The 12,111-nt window shown below is 74.1% G+C and carries 2 protein-coding genes and 3 pseudogenes; 1 reads left to right on the top strand and 4 read right to left on the bottom strand.

Translation table 11 applies throughout. The features are described 5' to 3' along the window. Nucleotides 1-43 precede the first annotated feature (43 nt). Nucleotides 44-2,641, top strand: a complete 2,598-nt coding sequence (gene glgP / locus E4N63_RS09530) for an alpha-glucan family phosphorylase (protein ID WP_230240413.1) — start codon at nt 44-46, stop codon at nt 2,639-2,641. Nucleotides 2,642-2,950: 309 nt separating this feature from the next. Here glgP and E4N63_RS09525 read toward each other — a convergent pair. The 4 genes and pseudogenes from E4N63_RS09525 to glgX all read right to left on the bottom strand — a co-directional run bounded on the left by E4N63_RS09525 (nt 2,951) and on the right by glgX (nt 11,948). After that, a pseudogene (locus tag E4N63_RS09525) lies at nt 2,951-4,884 on the bottom strand (M4 family metallopeptidase). Nucleotides 4,885-5,412: 528 nt separating this feature from the next. Next, nucleotides 5,413-7,217 (bottom strand): annotated as a pseudogene (locus E4N63_RS09520) (ABC transporter ATP-binding protein); the annotation flags it as partial. 166 nt (nt 7,218-7,383) lie between these two features. Further along, a pseudogene (locus tag E4N63_RS09515) lies at nt 7,384-9,344 on the bottom strand (ABC transporter ATP-binding protein). 291 nt (nt 9,345-9,635) lie between these two features. Continuing rightward, nucleotides 9,636-11,948: a glycogen debranching protein GlgX gene (glgX, locus tag E4N63_RS09510; protein ID WP_374112865.1), complete on the bottom strand. Its 2,313-nt coding sequence runs from the start codon at nt 11,946-11,948 to the stop codon at nt 9,636-9,638. Nucleotides 11,949-12,111: the final 163 nt, after the last annotated feature.

Below are 12,111 nucleotides of genomic sequence, written 5' to 3'. Positions count from 1 at the left end.
AATGTGCGCGAAGGGAACCGGTGGTCGCCGCTACGGTCGACCTGTGAAGGCCATTCGTCGATTCAGCGTGCGTCCCGTCCTTCCGGAACCCCTACGACCGCTCAGCGAACTGGCGCGGAACCTGCGCTGGTCCTGGCATCCCGAGACCCGTGAGCTGTTCCGGGCCGTCGATCCCGAGGCCTGGCCGGCCGCGGGCGGCGACCCCGTACGGCTGCTCGGCGGCGTGTCCGCCGCGCGGCTGGAGAGCCTGGCTTCCGACGGCGCCTTTCTGCGGCGCCTCACCACCGCGGCCGACGGGCTGCGGGAGTACCTCACCGGCCCCCGCTGGTACCAGACCGCCGCGGGTGCGGCGGCCGGTGACGGGCTGCCCTCGGCCGTCGCCTACTTCTCGCCCGAGTTCGGCATCACCGGCGCCCTGCCCCAGTACTCCGGCGGGCTCGGCATCCTCGCCGGGGACCACCTCAAGACCGCGAGCGACCTGGGCGTACCGCTCATCGGGGTGGGACTGCTCTACCGGCACGGCTACTTCCGGCAGTCGCTCTCCCGCGACGGCTGGCAGCAGGAGCAGTACCCGCTGCTCGACCCGGACGAGCTGCCGCTGGGCCTGCTCCGCGAACCCGGCGGCCGGCCGTGCCGGGTGACCCTCGCCCTGCCCGGCGGCCGTACGCTGCACGCCGTCGTCCGGGAGGCCCGGGTCGGCCGGGTGCCGCTGCTGCTGCTCGACTCTGACACCGAGGAGAACGAGCCCCGCGAGCGCCAGGTGACCGACCGTCTCTACGGCGGCGGCAGCGAGCACCGGCTGCTGCAGGAGATGCTGCTCGGCATCGGCGGGGTCCGCGCCGTCCGCGCCTACTGCCGCATCACCGGACACCCCGGGCCCGAGGTCTTCCACACCAACGAGGGCCACGCCGGCTTCCTCGGCCTCGAGCGCGTACGCGAGCTGGGCGAGGAGGAACACGGCGGACTCGACTTCGACGCCGCCCTGGAGGCCGTGCGCGCCGGGACGGTCTTCACCACCCACACACCCGTGCCGGCCGGGATCGACCGCTTCGACCGGGAGCTCGTCGCCCGCCACTTCGGCGACGACGGCGAACTGCCCGGCGTGGACGCCGCACGCGTCCTGGAACTCGGCAGGGAGACCTATCCGGGCGGCGAGCCGGGCGTCTTCAACATGGCCGTGATGGGCCTGCGGCTCGCGCAGCGCGCCAACGGCGTCTCGCGGCTGCACGGCGGCGTCAGCCGGGAGATGTTCGCCGGCCTGTGGCCCGGCTTCGACGCCGGCGAGGTGCCCATCACCTCCGTCACCAACGGCGTCCACGGCCCCACCTGGACCGCGCCCGAGGTGCTCCGGGCCGGCGCCGGGAACGGCGGGGCGCAGACCCTGCCCGGCGACGCCCTCTGGGCGCTGCGGCGCACGCTCCGCGCACGGCTGGTGGCGGAGGTACGGGAACGGCTGTACGCCTCCTGGCGGCAGCGCGGCGCGGCGGCGGCCGAACTCGGCTGGATCGACGGGGTGCTGGACCCGGACGTCCTCACCATCGGCTTCGCCCGCCGCGTGCCCTCGTACAAGCGGCTCACCCTCATGCTCCGCGACCGGGAGCGGCTGACGGAGCTGCTGCTCCACCCCGAGCGGCCGGTGCAGATCGTCGTCGCCGGCAAGGCGCACCCCGCGGACGACAGCGGCAAGCGGCTGGTGCAGGAGCTGGTCCGGTTCGCGGACGACCCGCGGGTGCGGCACCGGATCGTCTTCCTGCCCGACTACGGCATGGCGATGGCGCAGCAGCTCTACCCGGGCTGCGACGTCTGGCTGAACAACCCGCTCCGGCCGCTGGAGGCCTGCGGCACCTCCGGGATGAAGGCCGCCCTCAACGGCTGCCTCAACCTGTCGGTGCTGGACGGCTGGTGGGACGAGTGGTTCGAGCCGGACTTCGGCTGGGCCATCCCGACCGCCGACGACCCGGCCACCGGCGAGGACCGGCGCGACGACCTGGAGGCGCACGCCCTCTACGAGCTGCTGGAGCAGCGGGTCACCCCGCTCTTCTACGACCGGGGCCCGGACGGGCTGCCGGACCGCTGGATCGGGATGGTCCGGCGCACCCTGGCCGATCTCGGGCCGAAGGTGCTGGCCGGCCGCATGGTCGAGGAGTACGTCCGGGAGCTCTACACCCCGGCGGCCCGCGCGCACCGGCGGCTCGGCCCGGACGCCGCGCGCGAGCTGGCGGCCTGGAAGGCGACGGTGCGGGCGGCCTGGCCGCGGGTCTCCGTCGGCCGGGTGGAGGCGGCCACGGGCGGCGGGAACGGCGGCAGCGCGGAGCTGGGCTCGGTGCTGTCGCTGCGGGTGCGGGTGGCACTGGACCGGCTCGTCCCGGAGGACGTGGAGGTACAGGCCGTCGCCGGGCGCGTGGACGGCGAGGACCGGATCACCGCGGGCCGGACCGTACCGCTCAAACCGGCCGGTGCCGCGGACGCCGAGGGGCGGTGGCCGTACGAGGGCGAGCTCACCCTGGAGCGGACCGGGCCCTTCGGGTTCACCGTGCGGGTGCTGCCCTCGCACCGGCTGCTGGCGAGCGGTGCGGAACTCGGGCTGATGGCCGTACCGGCGGAGGCCACGGGCGAGGAGGCGGGTGTGCTGCTGCGGTGACATCCTCGCCGCCCTGAAGGACGGCGACTCCCGCCCACCGCGCCGTTGACGGCTGTGGTGTCGAGTGGGTTCCTGCTTCGCCGCGCGGTGCCGGGACGAGTCCCGGTCCTACCTGCGCTCCAGCGGGCCGGCGGGGGCGCGGGCAGGTCCCCGGTCACCGCGGAACACACAGGTGCCGGTGCGGTGCCGGGACACCGCACCGGCACACCGGTGCTCCGCCGTACGGAACGGACGGAAGGGACGGAAGGGTCCGTCAGGAAGCGGCCGCGCGCCGCCGGACACGCTGCTCGCGTTCCTGCCGGCCCGGCGTCAGAAGGTCAGCTTCCAGCTGTCGATGTAGCCGGTGTCCCGGGCGTAGCTGTCCCGGACGCTGAGCTTCCAGGTGCCGTTGGCGCTCTCCGAGGAGGCGTTCACGGTGTAGGTCTCGCTGACGTCGTCGGCGGAGTCCCAGGAGTCGGCTCCCTTCAGCCGGTAGGACGTGCCGTCCGGTGCGATCAGATCGATGACGAGGTCGCCGCGGTAGGTGTGGACGATCTCCACGCCGACCCGGAGGTTCGACGGGGCGTTGCCGCTCCGGCCGCTGATGGTGAGGGGCGAGGTGATGGCCGAGCCGGCGTCCGGGATGGCGACGTCGTCCGTGGTCTCGTAGGTCTCGCCGGTGCCGCCGCCCCCGTCTCCGGGGCGGGTGCCGACGTTGACGCCGGCCCAGGCGTGGCCCACCGCTTCGTACGCCGCGCTGTCGGCGCCGAAGAGGTCGGCGGCGGCCTGCAGGGTGGCGGTGCGGGCGCGGGCGTAGTTGGTGCTGGAGGTCATGTACTCCGTCAGTGCCTTGAACCAGATCTTCTCGGCGTTGGCAATGCCGATGCCGGTGACCGGGAGGCCGTCCGAGGTGGGGCTGTCGTACTGGACGCCGTTGATCTCCTTGGCTCCGCTGCCCTCGGAGAGCAGGTAGAAGAAGTGGTTGGCCGGTCCGGAGGAGTAGTGGACGTCGACGTTGCCGATGCCCGAGTACCAGTAGTCCTTCGAACTGCCGTCCCGGGAGGGCTTGTCCATGTAGCGCAGGGGCGTGCCGTTGCCCCGGATGTCGATCTTCTCGCCGACGAGGTAGTCGGCCGGGTCCTGGGCGTTGCCGGCGTGGAATTCGACGGCGGCGGCGAAGATGTCGGAGGTCGCCTCGTTGAGGCCGCCGGACTCACCGCTGTAGGTGAGGTTGGCGGTGGCGGAGGTGACGCCGTGGGTCATCTCGTGTGCGGCGACGTCGAGTGAGGTGAGCGGCTTGGCGTTGCCGTCGCCGTCGCCGTAGGTCATGCAGAAGCAGGAGTCCTGCCAGAAGGCGTTGACGTAGGCGTTGCCGTAGTGGACGCGGGTGCGGGCACCCACGCCGTCGCCCTTGATACCGCTGCGGCCGTGGACTTCCTTGTAGTAGTCCCAGGTCACCGCGGCGCCGTAGTGGGCGTCGACGGCGGCGGTCTGGCGGTTGCCCGGTGTGCCGTCGCCCCAGACGTCGTCGGCGTCGGTGAAGAGGGATCCCGAGCCGCTGGTGCCGTTGTTCATGTCGTAGGTCTTGTGGTCGCCGCGCCCGGTGTCGGTCAGCGTGTACGAGGGGGCGGTGCCGATGGTGACCCGTCCGGCGTACTGGCTGTTGCCGGTGCCCTGGTGGACGCCCTGCCAGCTGTGGAGTTCCTTGCCGGTGGTGGCGTCGGTGATGACGTGGAGTTCGTTGGGGGTGCCGTCCTTCTGGAGTCCGCCGGTGACGGTTTCCCAGGCGAGGACGGGGTTGCCGTCGGCGGCCCAGATGACTTTGCGGGGGGCCTTGGCGGCTTCGGCCTTGGCTCCGGCTTCGTCCTTGGCGGTGGTGAGGGCGCTCTTCTTGGCGGTGGTGGCGGAGACCTCGGCGCGGGTGGTGGGGACCTTGATGGTCGCCTTGGTCGCCTTGGTGACGCCTTCGTGCTTGCCGCTCCCGGTCTCGTGGACGACGAGGTCGCCGCCGAGGACGGGCAGTCCCGCGTAGGTGCGTTCGTAGCGGGTGTGGGTGGTGCCGTCCCGGTCCTGGACGACATCCCGGACGCGCAGCTTCTCCTTGGCGCCGAGCTTCAGCGTGCCGGCGGTCTCCGGCGCGGCGGCTTCGGCGTCCTGGAGCAGCTCCGCCCGCTCGGCGGGGGAGAGGGAGACGGGCAGGGCGTCCTTGTCGGGACGGGGCGGCGCGGCGGAGGCGGGGACGCCTGGACGCCGACGGCGAGCATCGCGGCCGTGGTGATCAGGGCGCAGGCCGCGGATCTGCGGCGTGCGGCACGGGGGTGGGTCTCACACGGTCTCCTTCGGCTGCGGCCGTCACTGGGTGGGTGTACGGCCGGGAGATCCGGCGGGCTGGGTGGGCGGCCGGTGGAGCACGGCGGTGCGCGGCAGTGCGCACTGCCGAGATGGTGTGTGGGGGGCGGGCCGATCGGCCGGTCACAGCGTCTCAGCCGGTGGGGTCAAATGTCAGGGGCGCGTCAACAACTTGGCCGGAATCTGTCCGGTGAGCGAAGAAACCACTGCCGGATACCGGACAGTCGGGTGGGTGGCGAGCAGGACTGGGCGGTAATCGGACAGGACCGCGCCGGAAACATCAGAGAGAGGCGGCAAACAAACGAGAAACCGGCGAGAAACCGACAGGGAACGGACAGGCGCGGTGCGGCCGGGGGGACGGCCGACGGGACCGCGAATGGGCCGCCGGCCGGGGCCGGCGACCGTGGCCGGAGAGCCCCGGCCGACGCGCCGGCGGCCCGGTCTCAGGCGAGGCTTTCCAGCCACGCCCGGTGGAGCTCCGCGAACCGCCCCTCCCCGCCGATGAGTCCTTCCGGGGTGCCGTCCTCCACGATCCGGCCGCCCGCCATGACGAGCACCCGGTCCGCGATCTCCACCGTCGACAGCCGGTGCGCGATCACCACCGCCGTGCGGCCCCGGAGCACCGTGTCCATGGCCCGCTGGACGGCGCGCTCCCCGGGGATGTCGAGCGAGGACGTCGCCTCGTCCAGGATCAGCACCGCCGGATCGGCCAGCAGTGCGCGGGCGAAGGCCACCAACTGCCGCTGGCCCGCCGAGATCCGGCCGCCGCGCTTGCGGACGTCCGTGTCGTAGCCCTCCGGCAGCGCGGCGATGAAGTCGTGGGCGCCGATGGCCCGGGCGGCCCGCTCCACCTCGGCGCGGCTCGCGTCGGGGCGGCCGAGGGCGATGTTCTCGGCCACGGTGCCGGAGAACAGGAACGCCTCCTGGGTCACCATCACCACACCGCGCCGCAGCTCCGTCCCGCCGAGATCCCGCAGATCGACACCGTCGAGCAGGACGCGCCCGGCGGTCGGGTCGTAGAAGCGGGCGAGCAGCTTGGCGAGCGTGGACTTGCCCGCGCCGGTGGCGCCGACCACGGCCGTCGTACTGCCCGCCGCCAGGGTGAGACCGAAGCGCGGCAGCACCTCGCCGCCGGTGCGGTACGCGAAGGACACCCCGTCGAAGACGACCTCCCGGCCGGGCCGGCCCTCCGGACGCGCGGGCAGCGGCCGGGGCTCGGCCGGCTCCGGGACGGTGGGGCGCTGGGCCAGCAGACCGGCGATCTTGTCCAGCGAAGCGGCCGCCGACTGGTAGGAGTTGAGGAACATCCCGAGCCGGTCGATCGGGTCGTAGAGCCGCCGCAGATAGAGCACGGCGGCGGCGAGCACGCCGAGCGCCAGACCGCCCGACGCCACCCGGTGGGCGCCCCAGAGGACGATCGCGGCCACCACCGTGTTGGCGACCAGCCGGGAGGAGACCACATAGCGGGCCATCTCCAGGATCGCGTCGCCGTTGACCCGCTCGTGCCGGCGGTTGAGCTCGCGGAACTCCCGGTCGTTGGCCGTCTCGCGGCGGAAGGCCTGCACCGGGCGGATCCCGTTCATCGTCTCCGCGAACTTCACGATCACCCGGGCGATCGCCGTCGAGCGCTTGGCGTACACCACCTCCGAACGGCGCCGGAAACGGCGGATCAGCAGATACAGCGGACCGAAGGAGAGCACCGCGGCGGCGCCCAGGCCCAGGTCCAGATAGAGCAGCAGCGCGGAGATGTAGACCACCGAGAGGGCGACGCTCAGCAGCTCCTCCAGCCCCTCGTTCAGCAGCTCGCGCAGCGACTCCACATCCGTGGTGGCCCGGGAGATGAGGCGGCCGGAGGTGTAGCGCTCGTGGAAGTCCAGGCTCAGCGCCTGCGCGTGCCGGAAGATCCGGCCGCGGAGGTCGAGCAGTACGTCCTGGCTGATCCGGGCGGCGAGCAGGACGTAGGCGTACTGGAAGCCGCCGGAGACCAGGGAGCAGAGCAGGTAGGCCACCGCCACGGCCGTCAGCGGGCCGTAGTCGTCGGAGCGGAGCGCGGGGACGGCGCGGTCGATGGCGACCGCGACGAGCAGCGGCCCCGCCTGGACCGCCGCTTCCTTGAGCAGCAGCAGGACGGCCGCGACGGCCACCCGGCCGCGGCTGGGACGCAGCAGCGAACGGAGCAGGGACCGGGCGGCGCCCCGGGGGCGGGCAGGGCGTCGCGGTCGAAGGAGTCGGGGCCTCGGGGCGTCCGGCGTGCCGGCCGGGCCGGGCTCCGCCGGTCCCGCGGAGCCCGGAGGCGGAGTGGCCTCCGCGCCGGTGGCGGGGCGCCGGCGGGCGGGGCCGGGGAGCGGCGGTCGCGGACCGGCCGTCGCCGGACCGTTCGGGATCGTCGGCGGTGCGTTCGGAGGCCGGGGCGGTCATCGGGAGGTACCTCCATCCGCCCCGGCGGGGCTGCGGCGGGTCGGGGAAGCGGTGCCGGGCGGGCCGCCGGCCGGAGTGCCGTCGCCGGAGGCGGGGTCCTGCGGGTCGCCGGACATCAGCGTGCGGTACTCCGGGTCGCGGCGCAGCAGTTCCTGGTGGGTGCCGACGGCGGTGATCCGCCCGCCGGACAGCAGGGCGACCCGGTCGGCGAGCAGCACGGTCGACGGGCGGTGGGCGACGACCAGGGCCGTGGTGCCGGAGAGGATGCGCCGCAGCGCCGCCTCGACCAGGGCCTCGGTGTGCACGTCGAGGGCGGAGAGCGGATCGTCCAGCACGAGGAAGCGCGGTGTGCCGACCACGGCCCGGGCCAGCGCGAGCCGCTGCCGCTGACCGCCGGAGAGGCTCAGGCCCTGCTCGCCGACCTGGGTGCGGACCCCGTGCGGCAGGGCGTGCGCGAACTCCGCCTGCGCGACCTCCAGGGCGCGGTTCAGCTCCTCCTCCCCGGCGCCGTCCGCACCCATCAGGACGTTCTCGCCGACGGTCGCGGAGAAGAGGGTCGGGTCCTCGAAGGCGACGGCGATCAGCTCCCGGAGCCGGGTCCTCGGCAGCCGGGTGATGTCGGTACCGTCCAGGGTGATCCGGCCGCCGGTCACCTCGTAGAGCCGGGGGACGAGGGCGGTGAGCGTCGTCTTGCCGCTGCCGGTCGCCCCGACTAGGGCCATCGTCTCGCCGGGGCGGATGTGCAGATCGACGCCGCGGAGGGTGGCGGGGTGCCGGCCGGGGCCTCGGGGTAGCGGAACTCGACGCCCTCGAACCGCAGTCCGCCTTCGGGGGCTCCGGAGAGGGACGGGGACGGGCGCTGCCCGGGACCGGCCGGGCGCGGTGTCCCCGGGCGGCCGGCTCTCCTCCGCGACGGGTCCGGGGAGGGGCGGGGTGCGGGTGCGGGATCCGGTCCGGCGCGGCCGGCCGCGTTCGCGGTTCCGTCCGCCGCGGCGGTGTCCCGGGGAAGCGGGGTGTCCACCACCTCGAAGTGGCGTTCGGTGGCCGTCGCCGAGTCCTGGCTCATCGCCAGCAGAAAGCCGATGGACTCCACCGGCCAGCGCAGCGCCAGGGCCGTCGACAGGAAGGCCACCAGCGTGCCCGCCGACAGCGTGCCCTCCGACACCTGCAGGGTGCCCAGCACCAGGGCCGTCCCGAGCGCCAGTTCGGGCAGCGTCATGATGACGGCGAGCAGCCCGGCGAGCAGCCGCGCCTTGTACAGCTCGGTGCCGCGCAGCTTGTGGCTCAGCTCGCGGAAGGCGCGGGCCTGGCTGCGGTGCCGTCCGAAGCCCTTGACGACACGGATGCCGAGAACGCCCTCCTCGACGACCGTCGTCAGATCACCCACCTGGTCGCGGGCGGTACGGGCGGCGAGGGAGTACCGGGCCTCGAAGAGCGAGCACAGCACCACCAGCGGCAGGACGGGCCCGAGCAGCACCAGCCCGAGCGTCCACTCCTGGCTCAGCAGGATCGCGCAGCCGACCAGGATGGTCACCGAGTTGACCAGCAGGAAGGTCAGCGGGAAGGCCAGGAACATGCGGAGCAGCTGCAGGTCCGTGGTGGCGCGGGACAGCAGCTGGCCCGACGGCCAGCGGTCGTGGATGGCGACCGGCAGGCGCTGGAGGCGGCCGTAGAGGTTCGCGCGCATGGCGGCCTCGACCCCGGCGAGCGGCCGGGCCACCAGCCAGCGCCGCAGGCCGAACAGCCCGGCCTCGGTGATGCCCAGGAGGAGCAGCAGCCCGCCGCCGAGCCAGACTCCGCCCGGGTCCCGGGCGGCGACCGGCCCGTCCACCATCCACTTGAGGACGAGCGGGATGAGCAGACCCAGGCAGGAGGCGGTGACGGCGACCCCGGCGGCCGTGAACAGCCGCGCCCGAACCGGGCGGACGTACGGCCACAGCCGCAGCAGGGTGCGCACGGTGGACTTCCGCGGGGCCGGCGGCTTCCCGGCGCTCACCGCGGGCCCCGGACGGCTGTCCGGAGTCCGCGGTTCCGTCCGGACGGCCGGGGCCGCGGTGGCGGCGGTGGATGCGGCGGAATCGGTGGGAGGAGGCATCACGGGCGAGCCTACGGGGGGTCACTGACAGGTCTCATCCGGTTTTCGGTCATGGCCAAAGCTGTCCGGGAGCCGCGAGGGACGCCGGGGCTGCCGCTGCCGGCGGAACGGCCGTTGCCGACGGGACCTGCGGAGCGCGGCCGTGCCGCCCCGTCAGGCCCCGGGCCCGTGCAGCACCCGGAACAGCTGGACGGAGCGCGGGGGCAGCGTCAGCCCGGAACCCGCCGGGTGGTGGGTCCCCGGAGGCCCGGACTGGTCCTCGCGGGAGGTGTCCACCAGCAGCTCGTACCGCTCCGCCCAGGGCGGGCCGGGCAGGATGAAGGGCAGCGGCTCGTGGTGGGCGTGGAGGACGGCCAGGAAGCTGTCGTCCGTCACCGGGCCGCCGCGCTCGTCCCGGCCGGGGATGTCGCGGCCGGAGAGGTACATCCCGAGGGTGGCGGCGGGGGCGTGCCAGTCGGCCTCGGCCATCTCGCGGCCCTCCGGGGTGAACCACGCGAGGTCGCGCAGCCCGTCCGGCGCCTGCGGGCGCCCGGAGAAGAAGGCCCGGCGGCGCAGCACGGGGTGGGTCCGGCGCAGTGCCGTCAACCGGGCGGTGAGGGCGCGCAGTTCGCGCCACTCGGGGAGACCGGGGAGCGACCAGTCCACCCAGCCGGTCTCGTTGTCCTGGCAGTAGGCGTTGTTGTTGCCGCCCTGGGTGCGGCCCATCTCGTCGCCCGCGACCAGCATCGGCACCCCGGTGGAGAGCAGCAGCGTGGTCATCAGGTTGCGCAGTTGCCGGCGGCGGAGCGCGGTGACGGTGGGGTCGCCGGTCTCCCCCTCGGCGCCGCAGTTCCAGGAGCGGTTGTCGTCGGTGCCGTCGCGGTTGTCCTCGCCGTTGGCCTCGTTGTGCTTCCGTTCGTAGCTGACGAGGTCGCGCAGGGTGAAGCCGTCGTGCGCGGTGACGAAGTTGACGGAGGCGTACGGGCGCCGGCCGCCCCAGGCGTAGAGGTCGCTGGAGCCGGAGAGGCGGTAGCCGAGGTCGCGGAGGGCGGGCAGCGCGCCGCGCCAGTAGTCGCGCACGGTGTCGCGGTAGCGGTCGTTCCACTCCGTCCACAGCGGCGGGAACGCGCCGACCTGGTAGCCGCCCGCGCCGACGTCCCAGGGCTCGGCGATGAGCTTGACGCGGCGCAGCACCGGGTCCTGGGCGATGACGGCGAGGAAGGGCGAGAGCATGTCGACGTCGTGCATGGAGCGGGCGAGGGCGGCGGCGAGGTCGAAGCGGAAGCCGTCGACGCCCATCTCGGTCACCCAGTAGCGCAGGGAGTCGGTGATCAGCCGGAGCACATGGGGCTGGACGACGTGGAGGGTGTTGCCGCAGCCGGTGTAGTCGGCGTAGCGGCGCGGGTCGTGCTGGAGGCGGTAGTAGCCGCGGTTGTCGATGCCGCGCAGGGAGAGGGTCGGGCCGAGCTCGCCCCCCTCCGCGGTGTGGTTGTAGACGACGTCGAGGATCACCTCGATGCCGGCGGCGTGCAGGGCCCGGACCATCCGCCGGAACTCGCCGACCTGCTCGCCGCGGGTGCCGGAGGCGGCGTACGCGGCGTGCGGGGCGAAGTAGCCGATGGAGTTGTAGCCCCAGTGGTTGCGCAGGCCGCGGCGGAGGAGATGGTCCTCGTGGGCGAACTGGTGGACGGGCAACAGCTCGACGGCCGTCACCCCGAGCCCGGTCAGATGCCCGACGGCCGCCGGGTGGGCGAGCCCGGCGTAGGTGCCGCGCAGGTGTTCGGGCACGTCGGGATGGCGCATGGTGAAGCCGCGCACGTGCAGTTCGTAGATCACCGAGTCCGCCCAGGGGGTCTTGGGGCGCCGGTCGTCGGCCCACTCGTCGCCGGGCGACTCGTCGGCGACCACCACGCCCTTGGGGACGTACGGGGCGGAGTCGCGGCCGTCGCGGACGGTGTCGGCCGCGTGCTGCTCCGGCCAGTCGCGCACATGTCCGTACACGGCGGCCGGCATCCGGCCGTCGCCGCTGCTGCCCCCGTCGCTGCCGCTGCCCCCGTCGCTGCCGCTGCCGCTGCCGTTGCCGCCGCCGCCGTCCGGCGCGGCACCGCGCGGAGGGCCGAAGTCCCCGTCCACCGCGCGGGCGTAGGGGTCGAGCAGCAGCTTGGCCGGATTCCAGCGGGCCCCCGTCCACGGGTCCCAGCGGCCGTGCACCCGGAAGCCGTACCGCTGCCCCGGCCGCACCCCAGGGAGGAAGCCGTGCCAGATCTCATGGGTCAGCTCGGTCAGCGGATGCCGGACCTCCCGCCCGTCGTCGTCGAACAGGCAGACGTCCACGGCCTCCGCTCCGCCCGCCCAGAGGGCGAAGTTGGTGCCCGGCACACCCCCCGGCCCGGTGTGGAAGCGCGCACCCAGCGGCGCCGGGCTCCCCGGCCACACCGGCGGTGCCGGTGCGGAGGACCGCGCGCCGGGGCGCCGGTGCCCGTTCACGGCGGGCGGCGGCGCGGAGCCCTCCGCCCGCTCCGGCTGGAGCCCCTCCTGCTCCTCGGCTGCGCTCGACACGTCCTGGCCTCCGGCGGCTCGCGGCATGCCTCCCGCCGCGGCGTGCGCGGCCGGGAGGGCCCTGGCGGGACACGGCGTGAACGGGTGCGCG

Source organism: Streptomyces sp. MNU89 (assembly GCF_020982505.1).
Taxonomy (GTDB): Bacteria; Actinomycetota; Actinomycetes; order Streptomycetales; family Streptomycetaceae; genus Streptomyces; species Streptomyces xinghaiensis.
The sequence above is the reverse complement of the archived record's forward strand: the minus strand, read 5'-3'. Positions and strand labels throughout refer to the sequence as shown.